Origin of the sequence: Peribacillus sp. TH16, from assembly GCF_016651095.1 — a bacterium.
In the GTDB taxonomy this organism is placed as follows: Bacteria; Bacillota; Bacilli; order Bacillales; family DSM-1321; genus Peribacillus; species Peribacillus butanolivorans.
This window is the reverse complement of the sequence record NZ_JAEKEM010000002.1, coordinates 223,675-243,463: the sequence shown is the minus strand read 5'-3', so window position 1 is coordinate 243,463 and position 19,789 is coordinate 223,675. Positions and strand designations below refer to the sequence as shown.

Sequence of the window (19,789 nt, the reverse complement as noted above, 5' to 3'; positions counted from 1 at the left end):
TTTAATTAAATACTTGTAATAATATTATGTAAACTATTTACAAAAAAATAACATGATTTGAGGCGATAGAAAATGGGCTCATTTAAACACAATCAAGACAACAGATTGGATAATGTTGAAAAACTTCAGGATGCAATTCAGAATACAGAAGAGAACATAAAGGCTGCAAATGAAACAATGTCACTCTCTTCATCAGCGGATAAAGAGGCGATAAGGGCCAAAAACGACCGAAGGAAAGAGAGTATTGCTGGCATGATGTCAGAAGTAGAAGATGAACAACAAGCTCGTGAAAGAGGTTATAAAACCGATAATCAATTAGAATAAATAGAAAGGGGGAGAAAGAAGGTTCTTTCTCCCCCTTCTTTTATGATTTTTCGTTTTTAGATGAATGGATAAAGAATGGAGAGTAGGAGATTCGCTTACATGAAAGTTAGCCGGAAGTTATGGTAAAATGTATATTGCAATAGAAATGAAAGTGGGGAAATATGATGTTGATTGCTGAAAATGAAATTGAGGTTCGATATGCAGAGACAGATCAAATGGGTGTAGTGTACCATGCTAATTATTTTGTATGGATGGAACTTGGCAGAACGAAATTAATCAATGATTTAGGGTTTTATTATGCTGATATGGAGGCGGTTGGTATCCTCTCTCCTGTTATGGATATCCAGGCTTCATATAAAATACCTGTCCGCTATGGTGATAAAGTAAAGGTAAAAACTTGGATTGAAAAATATGATGGTCTGCGTGTCATTTATGGATATGAAATCATTAACGGGGAAAATGAAGTGTCTGCAACCGGCCAGTCTTCACATGTTTGCGTTAAAAAGGACAACTTCCGACCTATATCTATTAAACGTATGTTCCCTGATTGGCATGAGGCCTATGAGCAAAATAAAAAACAGGATTAACTAATGTAATTACATAATTTGAGGTGAATTAAGGATGGCGTTTGGGATAAAACGGGTAGACGTAGTAGCCTGGAAGCAGCAAATTGATCAGGGACAAATTGCATTTCTGACTCATTATTGGCTCGATGATCGCTTTCCTGGTTGTAAGACCGTGACAAAAGTTGGGTGCAATGATTTAGAACGATTAGCAGAGTGGGGCAAAAAATACGGACTGAAAAAAGAATGGATTCATCACCGGAAGGATGGCTATTCTCATTTTGATCTATTGGGGGCTAGGCAAAAGGAAATTCTTAAAGCCGAGGATATTAATGAAAGGCTGGTCAATTGAATAGGGAATTTTGCAACAGCAGTCTACACCGCTGCTGCATGTATCAAGCACTTTTTTCGTAATGAAATTCTGGCTCAGTTAGTTTTTCATTAAAGGTGATAAGTAAATCGTGACCATCGAAGTACCAGATATCTTTTTCTTCCACATAGAAAGTAATCTTATTCAATGTAGTTGCCGCTGCCACAGCTTCAGGTTCTTCTATCATGATACCTAATGAAAAGCCGCTTTGAACGGAACTATGTCCTCCATATCTTACATAAAAGCGCAAATGAGAGCCTTCCTGAAGCTCTAACTCATCGCTATACCACTTAGCAGCTTGTTCGGAAATTGTTAGTTTCATTCAAATTCTCCTTCCCAGAGGTTCGCTATTTAAGTATAAAGTAATTATATAGCAGATGCGAATATTGTGCGCTATAGAAAGGAAATCGCTATGGAGATTATATACAATATTTGTTTTATTACTCGAAAAAAATCTGGCAAAAATGAAGTCTTAATGCTTTTTCGCAAAAAAGAGCCAAATAAACATAAATGGAATGGTGTAGGCGGGAAAATTGAACCAGGTGAAACAATCGATGAGTCGATGGAACGAGAAATTATTGAAGAAACTGGTTTGAAGGTAAAAGGACTGACCTTTCGTGGGATTGTGACATGGAATCAAACGGGAGGAATGTATGTATACCGAGCCGAAGATACCGGGGGTGGACTTCTAGCTTGCGATGAAGGAGAACTTGCCTGGAAGCCATATCAATGGGTTATGGAGGCAGATGAAGTTGTGCCCAACATAAAGTATTATCTAAGCGATATTTTACTGGATGACCCTCCATACGAATTTGCTTGTACATATGAAAACAATCTTTTACTCTCCGTTAAAAAGAAGCCATTGCCTAACATGAAAAAAAGTATTTCTCCAACTAAAATCCGCCTTTGAGCGGTTTTTTTTTGAATTCAACGGAAGTATTTATTATGTCCTTAGCTATATAACATAAATTGGCAGATGAATATTTGGAATATTGGTATTATAGTGAGTTAAGCAAGCTTTTTATAGTTCCAATAGAATATTTCGGAAACTATACAATGTGAAGATATAGTGATAGATCATCTAATTTAGAGGGGGTAGCTGATTTGCGGAAAACAGAGCTGCTAAAAGGGAGTACGGAGATGGTGCTGCTTTCACTATTAGCTCAAAAGGATATGTATGGGTATGAAATGATTGAACAGCTTAAACAGTTAAGTGATGGCTATTTGCATTATAAAGAAGGTATGCTATACCCCGCTTTAAAAAGGCTAGAAGGCAAAGAGTATCTAATAAGTTATTGGCGAGATTCTTTAGAAGGTCCTAAAAGAAAATACTATTATGCGACGAAATTGGGTGTTGCTCAATTTCAAGTTCAATGGGAAGAGTGGAACGCCTTTCAAGATGTAATCGGTAAGGTTGTTTCACCTATCTATGATCGCACACAAAAATAGCTGCAATGTCTGCAGCTATTTTGTTTTTTCTTTGGCTTCAGCCTCAGCCAGCTTTTTCAGCAAGATGGGCGTGGGCATATGCATGATTTGCTCTAATGGCATGTTGAGAGATTCGGATAACTTTAATGCAGTTTCAGTTGATATTTGTAATGGTTTCATGGCTCTTCTCCTAAAGACGATTTTTGGTTAGTTCTAGTGTAGCCTCAATGCTTCAATTATTCAATCCTTATGAGGGCAATTTGCATGAATCAATCAGTCAGTCTTTTGCTTCCGCTAGTAGGTAGGAGATTAAAAGGTGAAACGTAATACTGCTGAACATATTTAATATTAACAATGAAGTTTGTTAAAAACATAATGATTTAGAAAATTGGGAATTATTCGGAAAAGGTGTTAGGACATGCCAGGATTCTGAAGCATATGGCCAATTAATTTTAGAATAGAAATAAGCCCGTAAAGACGGGCTTTTATTTTTGTTTAAAAAAGCCAATGGCCTCCTCTTACAACCATTTTACTTTTGGTTCAGTTTTATCGATTATTCGTTTGATGTTCGCACGGTGGCGGTAAAAAATGAAAATCGTTAAAATGCCAATTACAATAATAAGAGCCCAATCATCGGTATGAAACACTAAGCTGTAAATGAGAGCTAGTAGACAAGCAATCATGGAAGATAGTGAAACATATTTGGATATGTATAAGGATATAAAGAATATGATAAGGACAATAAGAAAAAATAATGGTTCATATGCAAGGATAACACCAGCCGATGTTGCGACTGCTTTCCCACCCCTAAAGTTTGCAAAAATAGGGAACATATGACCGATTACTGCAAAAACTCCGGCTAGCAATAGATTCATTTCCACGCCTAGCATTAACGGAAGAAAAGTTGCTAGAGTCCCTTTAAGTATATCCATGATAGTTACGGTTAGCCCTGCCTTGACACCAAGTGTCCGGAAGGTATTTGTCCCGCCTAGATTTTTACTGCCATGCTCCCGAATATCGATTTTGTAAAAGGTTTTTCCGATTATTAGACCGGATGGAATCGAACCAATCAAGTAGGCAGACAGTAAAGTGATAAATGTAAGCATTCTATGACCCTTTCTTTAAAGAAAAATCTTCTTATTTTATCTCGGTTAACAGGCTGAATGTTCCTTTTATCGATATTGGACGTGGAGGAACAGCTAAAACAGCCTTTAAATACCTGATAAGCTCCTCTTATTGTAACATTTTCGTGACAAAATGGTATGGCTGTCCAAAAAAAAATCCTCTAAAAAAAGATTTTTCCTTGATGAACATACATCATTTGATATACGTTTATGTTCATATAGGGTGGAGAGGTTTATGAATTCGTTTTTTCGTAAATATAAGATATGCGGGTTACCTATAGTGTATAAATTGATGCAATCCGTGGTAGTCTGTATGAAAATAAAGGAAGTTAAGAGAGACTTACCTTTTCGAAGCAAGTTATTTCTTGTATAATTGTTTTTCTTAATAATGGTAATAGTCAGCTTTTCTCTGTAAAATATCCATGTTGAGGAATACTTTATGCGTAAGAATACATTTTATTATAAAGGGGATTGATAAAAATGATAGAAAATCCAAGCAGAGAAGAAATGGGTCAGATGTTAAAAAAATCGAAGCGCATTGCTGTTGTGGGATTATCAAATAACCCCGAGCGTACTTCTTATATGGTATCAAAAGCAATGCAGGATAGCGGATATGAAATCATCCCGGTAAATCCAGCTGTATCTGAAGTGCTGGGCGTTAAGGCCGTAAAAGCACTTAAAGATATTGAAGGACATGTTGATATCGTCAATGTTTTTCGCCGTTCTGAATTCCTCCCGGGGATTGCAAAAGAATTCGCAGAAATCGATGCTGATATTTTTTGGGCGCAGCTTGGGGTTGAAAATGAAGAAGCTTATGATTATCTAAAAGAAAAAGGTTATACTGTCATCATGGATCGATGTATAAAAGTTGAACACGCCCTTACGAAGTAAATTGGAAAGAGCGGATTTTCCGCTCTTTAATTAAAGGTATCGAAAGTTTCATCCGAAGAAATCCAATAATGCCTAGCTATGACTGGATTTGGAGAACGTGGGGGCATATCGATCATTTTAAAGAATAATTTAAGCGAAATAGTAAAAGTATATTTGCCAAATGAAAAATTACCGCTACAATTAGAACGGTAGCTAAGATACGTTTACAAAACTAACAAGTTCTAACGGATGGTGCTAACGCTAATAAAAGGGACTAAAAAAATAGAACACTTGTTCTTTGTTCGTGAAAGTATTATACTTTTTGTATGATTATCAACGTATGAATTATTTTGTAAGAGCTAGAGAGTCATTTCATTGCAGTATGATTTGGCCCGGAAATTGTGTTTAGTAAGGAAAGGGGAATTTCTGTGGCAAAGAAAGTAAAAACAATCGAGTACAATGATGATGCAATTCAGGTACTGGAAGGACTTGAAGCGGTCAGAAAACGTCCCGGTATGTATATCGGCAGTACTGATGCACGTGGACTTCATCATTTAGTGTACGAGATTGTAGATAACTCCGTAGATGAGGCTTTGGCTGGATATGGAGACCAGATTAGTGTGAAAATACATAAAGATAACAGTATAAGTGTGACAGATAAAGGGCGTGGGATGCCCACTGGAATGCATAAATTGGGGAAACCAACACCTGAAGTCATTTTGACGATTCTTCATGCAGGCGGTAAATTTGGACAAGGCGGATATAAAACGAGCGGTGGCCTTCATGGTGTGGGTGCCTCTGTCGTTAACGCATTGTCTGAATGGCTTGTCGTGACGATTAAAAGGGATGGCTTTGTTTATGAACAACGGTTTTTCAAGGGAGGAAAACCGGAAACGACCCTAGAGAAAATTGGAAAGACCAACCAAGTTGGGACGAAAATCCATTTCAAGCCAGATCCGAAAATTTTTTCGGTTACGACTTTTAATTATGATATCCTCTCTGAACGTCTACGCGAATCAGCCTTTCTTTTAAAAGGCATGAAAATAGAATTGACGGATGAACGTAATGACCTGCATGAGACTTTTCATTATGAAAACGGAATTGAAGCCTTTGTAGCCTACTTAAATGAAGAAAAGGAAACCCTTCATAGTGTTATTAGCTTAGAAGGAGAACAGAATGGGATAGAAGTCGACCTGGCTTTTCAATTTAATGATGGGTATTCAGAAAATATTCTAAGCTTTGTAAATAATGTTCGTACAAAAGACGGCGGCACCCATGAGATTGGCGCAAAAACGGCTATGACACGGGCATTTAATGATTATGCTAGAAAAATGGGGCTGCTTAAGGAAAAAGATAAAAACCTCGAAGGTACCGATATACGAGAAGGCTTATCTTCAATTATTTCTGTGCGTATCCCTGAAGAACTGTTGCAATTTGAAGGACAAACCAAGAGCAAGCTTGGAACAAGCGAAGCCCGTTCGGCTGTTGATTCAATCGTGTCGGAGCACTTGGCTTACTTTTTTGAAGAAGATCCGACTACTAGTGCACTGTTGGTGAAAAAATCAATTAAAGCATTCCAGGCACGTGAAGCTGCTCGTAAAGCGCGTGAAGATGCAAGAAGTGGGAAGAAACGGAAAAAGTCGGATGCCATCCTTTCTGGTAAATTGACACCAGCTCAATCTAAAAATCCTGAGCGGAATGAATTGTATCTTGTGGAAGGGGACTCTGCAGGAGGATCCGCAAAACAAGGCCGCGATCGCCGTTTTCAAGCGGTACTGCCATTACGGGGTAAAGTTATCAATACAGAAAAGGCGAAACTAGCGGATATTTTTAAAAACGAAGAAATCAATACGATTATCCATGCTATCGGTGCAGGCGTCGGGGCCGAGTTTAATACCTCGGACACTAATTATGATAAAGTGATTATCATGACTGATGCCGATACGGATGGCGCCCATATCCAAGTGCTGCTGCTAACATTCTTTTACCGCTATATGAAGCCGTTAATTGAGGCAGGTAAGGTGTTCATAGCCTTGCCGCCGTTATATAAAGTGAGTAAAGGGACCGGGAAGAAAGAAGTCATTGAATATGCATGGAGTGATGATGAACTTCAGGGAGCGATAAACAAGGTGGGGAAAGGCTATATGATTCAGCGCTATAAAGGGCTGGGTGAGATGAATGCCGATCAATTATGGGATACGACAATGAACCCGGAAACCAGAACATTAATACGCGTGAAAATCGATGACGGTGCGCGTGCAGAAAGACGTGTGACAACGTTAATGGGAGACAAAGTGGAACCACGCCGTAAATGGATTGAAACCAATGTCGCTTTTGGTCTCGAAGAAGAATCGAATATTTTAGATAATGAAAATATGTCGATTGAAGAGGAGGTCAATAACGATGGTATTTGAGGAAACGTTTCGTGATTTGCCGCTTGAAGAGGTTATTGGAGACCGTTTCGGGCGTTATAGTAAATATATTATTCAGGATCGAGCACTTCCAGATGCACGGGATGGGTTAAAACCGGTACAGCGCAGGATATTATATGCGATGTATGTAGAAGGAAATACACAGGAAAAAGGATTTAGAAAATCTGCAAAAACAGTCGGAAATGTAATTGGTAATTATCACCCTCATGGAGATTCTTCGGTTTACGAGGCGATGGTACGGATGAGCCAGGACTGGAAGTTGCGTAAAGTCATGGTCCAAATGCACGGAAACAACGGTAGTATTGATGGAGATCCGCCTGCTGCAATGCGATATACAGAAGCAAGGCTTTCATCAATTGCATCTGAGATGTTACGTGATATTGAAAAACGAACTGTTGATTTTGTCCCGAATTTTGATGATACCTCAGAAGAACCTATCGTATTACCTGCGATGTTCCCTAATTTACTTGTTAACGGCTCGACAGGAATTTCTGCAGGCTATGCAACGGAAATCCCTCCGCATCAATTAGGTGAGGTCATTGATGCTGCTATAATGCGAATTGATAATCCAGAAGCAACAGTAGCAGAATTAATGACGGTCATTAAAGGTCCGGATTTCCCTACAGGTGGTATCATTCAAGGAATTGAAGGTATCCGTAAAGCCTATGAAACAGGTAAAGGGAAAATCATAATTCGTGGCTTGGCTGAAGTGGAAACAATCCGTGGTGGTAAACAGCAAATCGTCATCACTGAAATCCCTTATGAAGTCAATAAAGCGAACCTTGTTAAGAAAATGGATGAATTCCGTCTTGATCGGAAAGTAGAAGGCATTGCAGAAGTACGTGATGAAACTGATCGTACAGGTTTACGTATTGTAATTGAACTGAAAAAAGAAGCAGATGCAAATGGTGTCCTGCATTATTTATACAAAAATTCAGATCTTCAAATTGCATACAATTTTAATATGGTCGCGATTTATAAAAAACGACCAACGTTAATGAGCCTTCCAAAAATGCTCGATGCGTATATCAATCATCGTAAAGAAGTAATTGTAAACCGTTCTCGTTATGAATTGCAAAAAGCACATGACCGGGCACATATTGTCGATGGTTTAATGAAAGCACTGTCAATTTTAGATGAAGTTATTGCTGTCATCCGTGCGTCTAAAGACAAACGTAATGCTAAAGATAACCTTATCGCTAAATTTTCTTTTACAGAAGCCCAAGCAGAAGCTATTGTATCCTTACAATTATACCGCTTAACAAACACAGATATTACGGCTCTTGAAGAAGAGGCAGCGGAGTTGAACAGCAAAATTGAGGAATTGACCAAAATCCTAGGCAGTGAAAGGGTACTTCTTCAAGTAATAAAAAAAGAATTACGATTCATTAAAAAAGGGTTTGATGACGGACGCCGCTCTAAAATTGAGAAAGAGATTGAAGAAATCAAAATCAATCTTGAAGTCTTAATCGCGAGTGAAGACGTGATGGTGACAGTGACGAAAGAAGGATATGTCAAACGGACGTCCTTACGATCGTATTCAGCATCAGGCGGGCTTGATTTTGGAATGAAAGATTCCGATCGAATGCTCCAGCGGCTGGAAATGAATACAACAGACGTTCTGTTGCTGTTTACTTCCAAAGGTAATTACCTTTATTGTCCAGTTCATCAGCTTCCTGATATTCGCTGGAAGGAAACCGGCCAGCATATCGCGAACATCATTCCTATTGATCGAGAAGAACAAATCATAAAAGCGATTCCAATCAAAGACTTTACCCTGCCGCAATTCTTAGTGTTCGTCACGAAAAACGGTATGGTGAAAAAGACTGAACTAGCTTCCTATAAAGCACAGCGGCATTCGAAACCGCTAGTTGGTGTCAATTTAAAGGGCGATGATGAATTGGTTGATGTCCATCATACAGATGGTCAGGCCGAGCTTTTCCTAGTCACTCATAATGGCTACGGTTTATGGTTTGATGAAGAAGAAGTAAGTGTCGTTGGAGTCCGTGCAGCAGGAGTTAAGGGGATTAATTTAAAAGAAGATGACTATGTTATTGGCGGCAAGGTTTTAGCTAAGGATAGTAAAGAATCAATTCTGATTGTTACCCAGCGCGGAGCCATCAAGAAAATGAAATTAACCGAGTTTGAAAAAACTGGCCGTGCAAAACGCGGGGTCGTGGTCTTGAGAGAATTGAAATCGAATCCACATCGGGTCATTGGATTTGAAACTGTCAATAAAACCGACAGTCTTTTCATTCTTTCTGAAAAGGGCATAATTGAAACAATCCATGCTGCTTCATTAAAAAATCATGATCGTTACACGAATGGATCTTTTGTTTTTGATGAAACTGTAAGTGGAAAAGCGAAAGAATTGTGGAAGATATCTTTAGAGGATGAATCTGCTTTAGAGTCGTAAACAATTTTTTTATAAAAAGGGATGCTGACAATAATCAGCATCCCTTTTATTTAGTTTATTATGATGAAAAACAAACAAAACAAATAAACGGTAGGGTGCCGGTTATGTATCATGTTCATCGACCAAATAATCTCCTGATAATATCCCATTATTTGCAACTACTACAATTATTATTTTTTCGGGCTATATTCTTAAATCAAAAATGAATTATTGAGTCAATTTTAAATCCTTGTACTAGCAAGCTAATAATCTTATCCAAACAACAAATAATTCAATTATGAATTCTAATGCTGATAGAATCTATGCACCAGTACGATTTATTTTTGGCACACTCCTTGCATATTATTAGCATGACTTCTTTATTTTTTGAATGAAGAAAGGGGAGGACTAATGGATAGACCTTGGAACAAGCATATCCCGTCCGGAAATCCAATGGAAATTGATATACCTGAAATATCTCTAACAGAATTATTTTACCAATCAGTTGGACTGTATCCGGATAAAACAGCGATTACGTTTATGGATCAAACGTATACATATTCTGAGTTTGGGCAGTTAGTGAAAAGATGTGCCCGGATACTTGCTGATGATGGGGTTAAAAAGGGAGATCGTGTGGCTCTTATGCTGCCCAATTGTCCTCAATATCCGATTAGTTTTTTTGGAACACTTTTGAATGGTGCGATCGTTGTTCAAATCAATCCAATGTATAAGGCGAACGAATTGATACATGTCCTAAAAGACTCAGGTGCAAGACACATCATTGTGCTCGATAAACTTTATCCCACGGTAGAAGCCATATTACCAGAAACACGTGTTGAAAAGACAATAAGCGTGTCTATGGAAAATGGCAGGTGTGAGCTGACAAAAAGGCTTATGAAAATAATAGAGGAAGATTTTACTGTACCAATTGAACCTGATGAAAATGTTGCTGTCCTCCAATATACAGGAGGAACGACGGGGCGTTCAAAAGGTGCGATGCTAACACATCGAAACATCGTGGCTAACACCTTGCAAAGCGCGGCTACTTCACAAATCAATACTCAAAAGGCGAAGGAAAGGGTACTTGCCGTTTCTCCTCTATTTCATGTATATGGTATGACCTCTGCTATGAATCTGACGTTTTATAATGGAGGTAATTTAATTATAGTACCTAGGTTTGAGGTGGCTGAGATAGTTGATATTATTAATAAGCTCAAACCGACTATTTTCCCAGCTGTGCCGACGATGTATATTGCTTTATTACAATATTACAAGTCCCATCCTTTTGATTTGCATTCTTTGAAAACATGCACTTCGGGTTCGTCGCCATTGCCTCTAAATGTATTGTCACGTTTTAACGAAGTAAGCGGATCAATGATTGCTGAAGGATATGGTTTGTCTGAGGCTTCACCAGTGACGCATCGAAATCCAGTTAGAGGCCTGCAAAAACCCGGAAGTATTGGGATACCTATCCCAAATACAGATGCCGCCATTATTGACAGTATCACAGGTGAGCCGTCCCTTTTGGTTGATATACCTGGCGAATTGGTCATTAAGGGACCTCAGGTGATGAAAGGGTATTGGGGCATGCCAGAAGAAACGTTGCAGGCGATTCAAAACGGATGGCTATATACCGGTGACATCGCAAAGATGGATGAAGATGGTTTCTTTTACATCGTTGGACGAAAGAAAGAAATGATTATCGCAGGCGGATTTAATATTTATCCTATTGAAATTGAAGAGGTTTTTTACAGCCATCCAAAGGTACTTGAAGCAGCGGTATTCGGTGTTCCCGATCAATATCGTGGTGAAACCGTTCATGCAGCCGTTGTAATTAAGCCAAATGAATGGATAACTGAAAAGGAACTGAATGAATACTGCCGAAAACAGCTCGCAGCCTTTAAAGTACCGGAAGTCATCACCTTTCAAAGTGAACTTCCCAAAACTGCGGTCGGTAAAATTTTAAAACGAAAGCTTCAAGAAAAATATAAATCTGCTTATCCGGTAATGAATGAAAACGCTAACAAATAATTCGTAGGTAAAAAGGGGAATGCAAATGGACTTTCGCTTAGATGAAGACATCCTACTTTTAAAAGAAAATATACGGCAGTTTATTGAAGAAGAAATCGAACCATATTCAATGCAAATAGAGGAAGATGATCATATTCCAGAATCCATCATCAAATTATCGAAGGAAATCGGGCTATTTGGACTCAGTATCCCAGAACAGTACGGCGGGCTAGGCATTGGGATGGTAGGGAAATGTGCCTTATATGAAGAAATCGGTAAAACACATAATGGATATACCACTCTGATTGGTGCCCATACTGGCATAGGGACGGTCGGAATCGTAGAAATGGGCAATGAAATGCAAAAGCAAAAGTACCTGCCAGATATGGCAAGCGGAAATAAAATTGGCGCATTCGCTTTAACTGAGCCTGCTGCCGGATCTCATGCGACGAATCTAAAAATGACTGCTGTCAAAAGAGGGGATAAGTATATTCTTAATGGGACTAAGCATTATATAACGAATGCAGATGTGGCCGATGTTTTTACTGTTATGGCGGTAACGGATAAGGGAAAAGGAGCAAAAGGAATCACGTCATTCATTGTAGAGAAGGGGTTCCCAGGTTTTCAAATTGGTAGCATTGAAAGGAAAATGGGACTTCGGGGCTCACATTCTGCCGAACTGGTTTTTGAAGATTGTGAGGTTCCGGTGGAAAATGTACTAGGGGAAGTTGGGAAAGGATATGTCAATGCATTAAAAATCCTTGCAAATGGCCGGGCGGGACTTGCCGCACGAAATTTGGGGTCCTGCCAATACCTGCTTGATTTATCAATCCATTATGCTACTGAACGTGAACAATTCGATGTTCCTATTATCGATCATCAAGCCGTATCTCATATGATTGCCGAAATGGCGATGGAAATAGAAGCGCTCCGCTCATTCACATACCGGGTTGCATGGATGGTCGATCAAAAAGAGAAAATTATTAAAGAAGCGGCAATGCTGAAGCTGTATGGTTCGGAAGTATATAACAGGGTCGCCGATAGAGCAGTTCAAATTCATGGAGGGATGGGATACATGAAGGATTATCCAGTCGAACGTTTCTATCGGGATGCACGAATTACTAGAATTTATGAAGGAACGTCCGAAATCCAGAAAAATATCATTACAGGACAATTAAAGAAAAATTATCAAAAATAGTTTAATGAGAAAATGGAGGGGTTATAATGGATTTACGTTTATCAGATGAACAAAAAATGGTACAAAAAACAATACGCAAGTTCGTGGAAAATGAATTAATTCCTTTGGAAAATGAAGTACTTCGCAACGAAATAGCAGGAAAACCTAGTTTACCTGAAGGGAAATTAATAGAATTACAGGAAAAAGCAAAAAAAGCGGGGTTCTGGGGCATTAATACGCCGGTGGAGTTTGGCGGGGCCGACTTAGGGCAGATGATGATGGCAATAGTCTTGATGGAAGTATCAAAAACGTTTGTACCTTTCAGCTTTGGCGGTTCTGCGGACAATATTCTTTATTATGGAAACGAAGAACAGAAAAAGAAGTATCTGATTCCTACGATTAATGGGGAGAAAAAATCCTGTTTTGCGATGACGGAGCCGGGAGCTGGGTCCGATACTCGAAATATTAAAATGACTGCGATAAAAGATGGCAATGAGTGGGTGCTGAATGGAGAAAAAACATTCATTACAGGTGGAAATGATGCCGATTTCGTCATGGTCATTGCTGTTACCGATAAAGAACTTCATCAAGAAACTGGCACAGAAGGGGTCACCTGTTTCATCGTAGATCGGAGCATGGGCTGGAAATCTGAGTATATCAACACGATGGGAGAATGGGGACCGGCTGGTTTAGTTTTCGATAATGTTCGGGTACCTGAGGAAAATATTTTAGGAGAAGTGCATGGCGGTTATAAACTTGGCCTTGAATGGATTGGTTTTGCAAGATGGATCGTGGGGGCACGTGCTGTCGGTTCTTCAGAAAGATTGCTGCAAATGGCTATAGATTATGCAAAAGAACGCGTCACATTCGGTAAACCAATCGCTGAGCGCCAGGCTATTCAATGGCAGATTGCTGACTCGGCTGTTGAAATAGAAGCTGCAAGGTGGCTTGTGTTAAATGCCGCCTACACACTAGATCATGGAGAAGACAATCGTCATCTAGCTTCTATGGCTAAACTCTATGGAGCAAATATGGGGAATCGTGTCGTTGATCGCGTGTTGCAAATACATGGGGGCATGGGTTATACGAAGGAACTTCCAATTGAGCGCTGGTACCGTGAGGCAAGACTTTGGAGAATATATGATGGGACCGATGAAATACAGCGCATGATTATTTCACGGAATTTAATTAAAGGACATGTTAAATTAGGACAATTTTTATAATAGATTAGGAGGAAAAGATTATGACAGGAAGATTTTCAGGGAAAACCGCTTTAGTTACTGGTGGAAGCAGGGGAATTGGACGGGCAATCGTAGAACTATTTGCAAGTGAAGGAGCAAAGGTTGCTATCATAGATATAAATGAGGAAGTTTTGACCTCAACAGGAAATGAACTAAGGGATCAAGGCTATACCATTTTTACAAGGGTCGCCAATGTGGTGGATTCAGAAGAGGTAGAAGCTTCAGTAAAAGAAATAGCTGATACGTTCGGTTCGCTAGATATTCTCGTGAATAATGCAGGTGTCATTCGAGATAATTTACTATTTAAAATGACCGATTCAGATTGGCAGACAGTAATGGACGTGCATTTAAAAGGTACCTTCAATGCGGTTCGTGCGGCTCAGAAGTATATGGTTGAAAACAAATATGGGAGAATTATTAATATATCTTCCACCTCGGCACTAGGTAACCGCGGTCAGGCTAATTATGCAGCGGCAAAAGCGGGGTTGCAGGGGTTAACAAAAACACTTGCAATTGAACTTGGTAAATATGGAATAACGGCTAATTCGGTAGCACCTGGTTTTATTGAAACCGAAATGACGAAAGAAACAGCACGGCGAATGGGAGTGAGTTTTGAACAATTTATCCAGGATAGGGCAAACAGTATTCCAGTTGCTAGAAGCGGTATGCCAAGTGACATCGCTAATGCTGTTGCATTTTTCGCTGATGAAGCATCATCTTTCGTTAGTGGGCAAGTTCTATATGTTGCGGGTGGTCCAAAAAATTAAGAGTAAAGGCGGGATGATATGTTCAATGAAAGTATTGGAAAACAATCTAAACCGGTTAAAAATCTGGTTGAACGGGGAGCCGTTAAAAAATTTGCGTTAGCGATTGGTGACCCGCATCCGATTTTCATCGATGAAGAAAAAGGTAGGCAATCGAGGTATGGTACGAATATTGCGCCCCCAACTTTTCCAAGAGTTTTTGATTTTGGAACGATTGAAGGCTTAGACCTCCCAAATAAAGGATTGATACACGGTGAACAGAAATATCATTATAACCGTCCGCTGAGGGTTGGAGAAGAAATTACCTGTTATACAGAAGTGAGGGACTACTATGAGAAAAAAGGGAAGCAAGGGGAAATGGGATTCCTAGCCTTGAAAAATTACGGGACAGATGCAAATGGAGAAATTGTTTTTACCGCTGAACAACTTGTCATTATCAATGAAACGATAAAAAGGATGGTGATGAGCAAGTGACTACATTAACTGAACTGCATATTGGCGACTCGTTGCATTCGATAGAGCTTGGACCTGTAACACGTTTGGATCTCATTAAGTATGCAGGGGCATCAGGTGATTTTAATCCCATTCATACGATTGATGAAGAAGCAATAAATGCTGGTTTGCCTGGGATTATTGCACACGGAATGTGGACGATGGGAAACCTGGCAAAGATTTTCAGTAATCTATATGAAATTGGGTACATTGAAGAATACAAGATTCGTTTCAAAGGTATGGTTTTCTTGAATGATGTTATAACCCTTCAAGCAGATTTAAAAGAGAAAAAGGAAGATAAGTATTATTTCAATGTAGCAGCAATCAACCAATCAGGTAAGGAAGCGATCAGTGGTGAGGTTATTTTTAGGACCTACTAAAGGAAAGTAGTGGTGAAATTTATTTCATCACTACTTTTTTTAGGATTAAAATTCGACAATATTAAAGGAGATTCGAAATCTATCCAGAATTGTACTAAAAAAGAATTCTTTTTGCGGCGGTGAATATTATTAATGAATCATGTAAAACAGGATTCTCAAATTAATTTGCTCAAAGAGTGGATCTTTCCTGCTCTAGTCGTTGATTCTGAATACCGGATTAGGGATTGGAGCAGTTACCTAAATGATCGGATAGGACAGAATGGGAAGAAACTACTTACCGAACAATTTGAAGAGTGGCAATTTCTCGATAATAATAGATTGGCAGCTGCACGCCTGCATGACAAACGGTATTTATTTATATTTCTGACACAATTGGATAATGGCGATATTCTTTATGTAGGCAGTGAAACACAATTTTTGGATAATTTATTGGTTGATGCCCATGAAACGGAAAAACTGAATCGCGCTCTAGATGCCATTATTGAAAATTCCTATGATGGGATTTATATCACCGATCAAAATGGCATTACACTTTACACAAATTCAGCGATTGAACGGATTACTGGCATTCCGAAAGAGTATTATATCGGCAAATCGGTGGACCAATTAATAAAACGAGGTATTTTGAATACTTCGGTGACACATAAGGTAGTGAAGCTGCGACGAACGGTTTCAGTCGTACAGGATAATTTTGCTGGAAAAGAAACATTAATTACAGGAAGTCCCGTTTTTAATGAAGAAGGTGAAATTGAGCAAGTCGTTACGAACATACGTGATTTGTCAGATTTAAATGAACTGATGCATGAATTGACGAAAGTTAATGAATTGAATAATCAATATAAGCAGGAAATTGAAAAACTTCGAAAGATAACAAGTCAGGATGGGGTTGTTTTTGTCAGTGATAAGATGAAAATGATTTATGAGATTGCCGAAAGAATCTCGGATATTGATGCGACAGTACTGATCTTAGGAGAAACGGGCGTTGGAAAAGATGTACTGGCCCGTAATATTTACAACCGGAGCATCCGATCTAAAAAAGGAGACTTCGTAAAGATAAACTGCGGGGCAATTCCGGCGGATTTATTGGAATCCGAACTCTTTGGATATGAAGGCGGCGCGTTTACCGGAGCTAATCAAAAAGGGAAACCAGGGATGTTTGAAGTGGCTGAGAGTGGGATTTTATTTTTGGATGAAGTGGGGGAGCTTCCTCTACAATTGCAGGTAAAGCTACTTAGGGCACTTCAGGAAAGGGAGATTCAAAGAATCGGAGGAACGAAGCCCAAAAAAATTGATGTTCGAATAATCGCAGCCACGAACCGCAACTTATTGGAAATGGTTAAAGTAGGTGAATTCCGTGAAGATCTTTATTACAGGCTGAATGTCATACCAATTACGATTCCCCCTTTAAGGGAGAGAAGAGAAGACATTCTAGCATTGACGGATTTATTTTTAACAAAAGCCAACGAACAATATAAATTCTCGAAAGAAATAGATTCGAGATTGAAAGAATATTTTTTTCAATATGATTGGCCAGGAAATGTCCGTGAGTTGAATAATATAGTGGAAAGGCTCGTCGTCCTAACAAATAATCAATTACTTTCACTTAGCGATCTTCCGGAAGAATATCAGCAGGTAAATCAGAATCATTCCAACCTTAAAGGCACACTTACTTTAAAAGAAGCGGTAGAAAGAGCGGAAAAGGAAATATTGACGAAAGCGGCGCAAACCTACCAAACTACATATGAAATCGCAGAAGCCCTAGATTCGAGTCAGGCGACAATTGTGAGGAAACTTAAAAAATATCAATTAAAGGTCAGTGAAAAGGATAGGTAAGTAAGAGGGGATTTCCGTTTATCGGAAATCCCCTCTTACTATTTATCGCTACCCGTTGAATAACAAATATTTTAGGTCTTCATTCACGAAACTAACTTAATTCAGAAATGATTTTTTCAGTCAAAAGTGAATGATGACTATCCTATATAGAACCCCTTTTTTTCATTTATATGATTCAATAATGAATTTTCTGGGACTTTGAAATAGCCACAGTAACTGTGTTTAACTATGGCACAGCACTTGCATATTAATAAGGAATTAATCTACGGAATTTCCATGTAGAAAGTGTGAGGTGAGATAGTTGATTGATCCAGGTGATCGACCATGGGAAAGCGGTTATATTCAGACGATGAAATCTACGAATATCCCTAAAATCAGACTATACAGAATGCTTTCCGTAAAGAGGTTTTGGGGACCGGGCGCCCATTTATTATGAAGAACAAATGATTACTTATGCGAAATGTGGATGGTCTTGCAACTGCTTGTTATAAGGCTGGGGCAAAAAAGTGTAATAAAATTGGTTTCTTGCTAGGTAATCAACCCGATTATCTAATCGCCTATTATGCTGCTATTAAACTAGGAATGATCATTATACTAATCAACCCGTTATGTATGGTTAGAGAAATGTGAGAGATTCAAGAAGACGTACAATTGCAATACTTAGTCACTGGAAATGAAAGCGCTAACAAGTTGGGCGTTTTATCAGCTACTTCAAGACCTCGTATATATGTAGGTGGTGATAATAAAGAAATAAGACTCACATTGCCTTTTGAATATCTTGATGACCTTATCCATGCCCCTCCGAAAGAGGTAGGGGAAGCGACTATAAGTCCAAAAGTAGATATGGCTGTGATTAGTATATAGGCGGGACTTCCGGACAGAGAATGGGTGTGGAACTAACCCATTTTAATTTAGTTGCCAATGTGATTCAGAACCAAAGTTTTCTTCAATCGAGGATTCAGTTCGGTGAGGAAGTAATCATGACGGCTTCTCCGCTTTATCATGTGTATATGATGACTATCACGATGAACTTGGCTGTTATGCTTGGTGCAGCGAATGTCATCGTGCCCGTGTTTTAGGCTAAACGGGTAATCGAGTTGAGCGAGACTTGCAAAGTGACCATTTTTCCTGGCTTACCACAAATGTAAAACTCTTTAATCAAAGAACTCGGTGATACTCATAATGCTTTGCATACATTATAGCTCTGTTTATGTGATTCAGCCCATTTGTCTCCTACGATGTTACATCAGTTTGAAAAGCTAACAAAAATAAAAATCATTGAAGGCTACGGTTTATCGGAGGCTTCTTCAACTGCTTGTCGCAATCCATTATCGGGCGAGCGTAGGGTAAACAGTATTAGAATTCCGTTGCCGTTAACAGAATCAAAAATCGTCAGTTTGATTAATGTATAGATGCCTCTCACTTTTTTGAATGGCTGGTTTTCTAGGCATGCCTTTGATTGTGAAGCAGGAATAACCAAATAGCATGATAAAAATTCAATAATTAAGAAGGAGGAAGTAAATGGATATTTTAATCCAGCAGCTTTTTAATGGTTTGACAATTGGAAGCGTTTATAGTTTAGTTGCCCTGGGATTGACGCTTGTATATGGAATTTTGCATATCCCGAACTTTGCCCACGGAGCTCTCTATATGTTGGGAGGGTACATCACATTATCAATGATGACGTTATATGGCGTTAATTATTGGTTTGCTATGTTTGTATCCGTAATCGTTGTTGGTTTGATGGGTGTTCTATTGGAACGTTTCGTGTTCCGCTTGTTAAGGGAGGCACCGCCATTGCACGATAAAATTGCGGCAATCGGGATTCTTCTTTTTCTTGAAGCCTTTGCGCAATTTGTCTGGGGCGCCGATTTCCATACAATGAATTCTCCTTACGATCAAGTCGTCAACATCATGGGGTTGACGTTTACACTGCAGCGCTTGTTGATTATCGTTTCGGCTATCGTGGTGATGATTTTGCTTTATCTTTTCCTCAAGAAAACGTATACCGGTTCAACGATAATTGCGATGTCCCAAAGTCGTGAAGGAGCTTCACTTGTAGGGATTAACATCAACAAAGTCGCTATGCTGACCTTCATGATATCTGGTGGCTTAGCCGCCATTGCCTCATCTCTTGCTTCACCGATTAACCTCGTTTTCCCCGGCATGGGACATCTCGTCATCTTGAAGGCATTCGTCATTATCATTCTGGGAGGCATGGGAAGTATTCCAGGGGCGATTGTCGGCGGTTATATCCTTGGTTTCAGCGAGAGCCTGGGCGCAACTTATATTTCAAATGATTATAAAGACATCATTGCATTCGTTCTTTTAGTTGTAATTCTAACAGTGAAACCAACGGGACTTTTTGCTAAGGGGGAGAGGTAGC

The 19,789-nt window shown here is 39.2% G+C and carries 22 protein-coding genes and 1 pseudogene; 20 read left to right on the top strand and 3 right to left on the bottom strand.

Annotation, left to right across the window (positions count from 1 at the left end):
• Positions 1-72: 72 nt before the first annotated feature.
• From JFV29_RS01170 to JFV29_RS01160, 3 genes are all read left to right on the top strand, one after another.
• Positions 73-324: a small acid-soluble spore protein Tlp gene (locus tag JFV29_RS01170; protein ID WP_201180778.1), complete on the top strand. Its 252-nt coding sequence runs from the start codon at positions 73-75 to the stop codon at positions 322-324.
• 164 nt (positions 325-488) lie between these two features.
• Positions 489-911, top strand: a complete 423-nt coding sequence (locus tag JFV29_RS01165; protein WP_201180777.1) for an acyl-CoA thioesterase — start codon at positions 489-491, stop codon at positions 909-911.
• Between the two features lie 34 nt (positions 912-945).
• On the top strand, positions 946-1,239 hold the full coding sequence (locus JFV29_RS01160; protein WP_201180776.1) for a hypothetical protein: 294 nt from the start codon (positions 946-948) through the stop codon (positions 1,237-1,239).
• 43 nt (positions 1,240-1,282) lie between these two features.
• Here JFV29_RS01160 and JFV29_RS01155 read toward each other — a convergent pair whose 3' ends face one another.
• Positions 1,283-1,579, bottom strand: a complete 297-nt coding sequence (locus JFV29_RS01155) for a HesB/YadR/YfhF family protein (RefSeq protein WP_056526443.1) — start codon at positions 1,577-1,579, stop codon at positions 1,283-1,285.
• Positions 1,580-1,669: 90 nt separating this feature from the next.
• Between JFV29_RS01155 and JFV29_RS01150 the strand changes: the two genes are divergently transcribed.
• Positions 1,670-2,167, top strand: coding sequence for an NUDIX hydrolase (locus JFV29_RS01150; RefSeq protein ID WP_201180775.1), 498 nt, complete (start codon positions 1,670-1,672; stop codon positions 2,165-2,167).
• A 194-nt stretch (positions 2,168-2,361) separates the two neighbouring features.
• On the top strand, positions 2,362-2,706 hold the full coding sequence (locus JFV29_RS01145) for a PadR family transcriptional regulator (protein ID WP_242485270.1): 345 nt from the start codon (positions 2,362-2,364) through the stop codon (positions 2,704-2,706).
• 15 nt (positions 2,707-2,721) lie between these two features.
• On the opposite strand, the gene JFV29_RS01140 is transcribed toward JFV29_RS01145, so the two are convergent.
• Together JFV29_RS01140 and plsY are read right to left on the bottom strand one after the other, a co-directional pair.
• Positions 2,722-2,865 carry a YycC family protein gene (locus JFV29_RS01140; RefSeq protein WP_082527609.1) on the bottom strand — a complete coding sequence of 48 codons (144 nt, stop codon included), beginning with the start codon at positions 2,863-2,865 and terminating at the stop codon, positions 2,722-2,724.
• 338 nt (positions 2,866-3,203) lie between these two features.
• The gene (gene plsY, locus JFV29_RS01135; RefSeq protein ID WP_201180774.1) at positions 3,204-3,791 is read right to left on the bottom strand and encodes a glycerol-3-phosphate 1-O-acyltransferase PlsY; all 588 of its coding nucleotides are present in this window, start codon (positions 3,789-3,791) and stop codon (positions 3,204-3,206) included.
• Positions 3,792-4,289: 498 nt separating this feature from the next.
• Between plsY and JFV29_RS01130 the strand changes: the two genes are divergently transcribed.
• The 15 genes and pseudogenes from JFV29_RS01130 to JFV29_RS01060 all read left to right on the top strand — a co-directional run bounded on the left by JFV29_RS01130 (position 4,290) and on the right by JFV29_RS01060 (position 19,788).
• Positions 4,290-4,700, top strand: a complete 411-nt coding sequence (locus tag JFV29_RS01130; RefSeq protein ID WP_201180773.1) for a CoA-binding protein — start codon at positions 4,290-4,292, stop codon at positions 4,698-4,700.
• 407 nt (positions 4,701-5,107) lie between these two features.
• A complete protein-coding gene (parE, locus tag JFV29_RS01125; RefSeq protein WP_056526451.1) occupies positions 5,108-7,093 on the top strand; it encodes a DNA topoisomerase IV subunit B in 1,986 nt (661 codons plus the stop codon).
• Positions 7,083-9,527 carry a DNA topoisomerase IV subunit A gene (parC, locus tag JFV29_RS01120; protein WP_053345887.1) on the top strand — a complete coding sequence of 815 codons (2,445 nt, stop codon included), beginning with the start codon at positions 7,083-7,085 and terminating at the stop codon, positions 9,525-9,527. Before parE ends, parC begins: the two co-directional genes overlap by 11 nt.
• A gap of 390 nt (positions 9,528-9,917) precedes the next feature.
• Positions 9,918-11,537, top strand: coding sequence for a long-chain-fatty-acid--CoA ligase (locus tag JFV29_RS01115; protein WP_201180772.1), 1,620 nt, complete (start codon positions 9,918-9,920; stop codon positions 11,535-11,537).
• Positions 11,538-11,562: 25 nt separating this feature from the next.
• On the top strand, positions 11,563-12,714 hold the full coding sequence (locus JFV29_RS01110; protein WP_201180770.1) for an acyl-CoA dehydrogenase family protein: 1,152 nt from the start codon (positions 11,563-11,565) through the stop codon (positions 12,712-12,714).
• 26 nt (positions 12,715-12,740) lie between these two features.
• Entirely contained in the window at positions 12,741-13,916 is a 1,176-nt protein-coding gene (locus JFV29_RS01105; protein WP_098174625.1) for an acyl-CoA dehydrogenase family protein, read from the top strand.
• A gap of 20 nt (positions 13,917-13,936) precedes the next feature.
• On the top strand, positions 13,937-14,701 hold the full coding sequence (locus JFV29_RS01100; protein ID WP_190269658.1) for an SDR family oxidoreductase: 765 nt from the start codon (positions 13,937-13,939) through the stop codon (positions 14,699-14,701).
• An 18-nt stretch (positions 14,702-14,719) separates the two neighbouring features.
• Positions 14,720-15,172, top strand: coding sequence for a MaoC family dehydratase N-terminal domain-containing protein (locus JFV29_RS01095; RefSeq protein ID WP_056529604.1), 453 nt, complete (start codon positions 14,720-14,722; stop codon positions 15,170-15,172).
• Positions 15,169-15,570, top strand: coding sequence for a MaoC/PaaZ C-terminal domain-containing protein (locus tag JFV29_RS01090; protein WP_056529601.1), 402 nt, complete (start codon positions 15,169-15,171; stop codon positions 15,568-15,570). Before JFV29_RS01095 ends, JFV29_RS01090 begins: the two co-directional genes overlap by 4 nt.
• Before the next feature lie 132 nt (positions 15,571-15,702).
• Complete coding sequence (locus tag JFV29_RS01085) at positions 15,703-17,403, top strand: sigma-54 interaction domain-containing protein (RefSeq protein ID WP_201180766.1); 1,701 nt, start codon at positions 15,703-15,705, stop codon at positions 17,401-17,403.
• Positions 17,404-17,856: 453 nt separating this feature from the next.
• Positions 17,857-18,033, top strand: a complete 177-nt coding sequence (locus JFV29_RS01080) for a hypothetical protein (RefSeq protein ID WP_201180758.1) — start codon at positions 17,857-17,859, stop codon at positions 18,031-18,033.
• 21 nt (positions 18,034-18,054) lie between these two features.
• On the top strand, positions 18,055-18,267 hold the full coding sequence (locus tag JFV29_RS01075; protein ID WP_201180755.1) for a hypothetical protein: 213 nt from the start codon (positions 18,055-18,057) through the stop codon (positions 18,265-18,267).
• Positions 18,264-18,482 (top strand): AMP-binding protein, encoded by a 219-nt coding sequence (locus tag JFV29_RS01070; protein ID WP_309559269.1) that lies wholly within the window; start codon positions 18,264-18,266, stop codon positions 18,480-18,482. Before JFV29_RS01075 ends, JFV29_RS01070 begins: the two co-directional genes overlap by 4 nt.
• Positions 18,483-18,620: 138 nt before the next feature.
• A pseudogene (locus JFV29_RS01065) lies at positions 18,621-18,815 on the top strand (long-chain fatty acid--CoA ligase); the annotation flags it as partial.
• Between the two features lie 109 nt (positions 18,816-18,924).
• Complete coding sequence (locus JFV29_RS01060; protein WP_201180749.1) at positions 18,925-19,788, top strand: branched-chain amino acid ABC transporter permease; 864 nt, start codon at positions 18,925-18,927, stop codon at positions 19,786-19,788.
• Position 19,789 lies beyond the last annotated feature (1 nt).

What these genes read in the sequence shown, in the direction of transcription:
- JFV29_RS01170 (WP_201180778.1), top strand. Translation starts at nt 73, where the DNA reads ATGGGCTCATTTAAACACAATCAAGACAACAGATTGGATAATGTTGAA.
- JFV29_RS01165 (WP_201180777.1), top strand. Translation starts at nt 489, where the DNA reads ATGTTGATTGCTGAAAATGAAATTGAGGTTCGATATGCAGAGACAGAT.
- JFV29_RS01160 (WP_201180776.1), top strand. Translation starts at nt 946, where the DNA reads ATGGCGTTTGGGATAAAACGGGTAGACGTAGTAGCCTGGAAGCAGCAA.
- JFV29_RS01155 (WP_056526443.1), bottom strand. Translation starts at nt 1,579, where the DNA reads ATGAAACTAACAATTTCCGAACAAGCTGCTAAGTGGTATAGCGATGAG.
- JFV29_RS01150 (WP_201180775.1), top strand. Translation starts at nt 1,670, where the DNA reads ATGGAGATTATATACAATATTTGTTTTATTACTCGAAAAAAATCTGGC.
- JFV29_RS01140 (WP_082527609.1), bottom strand. Translation starts at nt 2,865, where the DNA reads ATGAAACCATTACAAATATCAACTGAAACTGCATTAAAGTTATCCGAA.
- plsY (WP_201180774.1), bottom strand. Translation starts at nt 3,791, where the DNA reads ATGCTTACATTTATCACTTTACTGTCTGCCTACTTGATTGGTTCGATT.
- JFV29_RS01130 (WP_201180773.1), top strand. Translation starts at nt 4,290, where the DNA reads ATGATAGAAAATCCAAGCAGAGAAGAAATGGGTCAGATGTTAAAAAAA.
- parC (WP_053345887.1), top strand. Translation starts at nt 7,083, where the DNA reads ATGGTATTTGAGGAAACGTTTCGTGATTTGCCGCTTGAAGAGGTTATT.
- JFV29_RS01115 (WP_201180772.1), top strand. Translation starts at nt 9,918, where the DNA reads ATGGATAGACCTTGGAACAAGCATATCCCGTCCGGAAATCCAATGGAA.
- JFV29_RS01110 (WP_201180770.1), top strand. Translation starts at nt 11,563, where the DNA reads ATGGACTTTCGCTTAGATGAAGACATCCTACTTTTAAAAGAAAATATA.
- JFV29_RS01105 (WP_098174625.1), top strand. Translation starts at nt 12,741, where the DNA reads ATGGATTTACGTTTATCAGATGAACAAAAAATGGTACAAAAAACAATA.
- JFV29_RS01100 (WP_190269658.1), top strand. Translation starts at nt 13,937, where the DNA reads ATGACAGGAAGATTTTCAGGGAAAACCGCTTTAGTTACTGGTGGAAGC.
- JFV29_RS01095 (WP_056529604.1), top strand. Translation starts at nt 14,720, where the DNA reads ATGTTCAATGAAAGTATTGGAAAACAATCTAAACCGGTTAAAAATCTG.
- JFV29_RS01085 (WP_201180766.1), top strand. Translation starts at nt 15,703, where the DNA reads ATGAATCATGTAAAACAGGATTCTCAAATTAATTTGCTCAAAGAGTGG.
- JFV29_RS01080 (WP_201180758.1), top strand. Translation starts at nt 17,857, where the DNA reads ATGCGAAATGTGGATGGTCTTGCAACTGCTTGTTATAAGGCTGGGGCA.
- JFV29_RS01060 (WP_201180749.1), top strand. Translation starts at nt 18,925, where the DNA reads ATGGATATTTTAATCCAGCAGCTTTTTAATGGTTTGACAATTGGAAGC.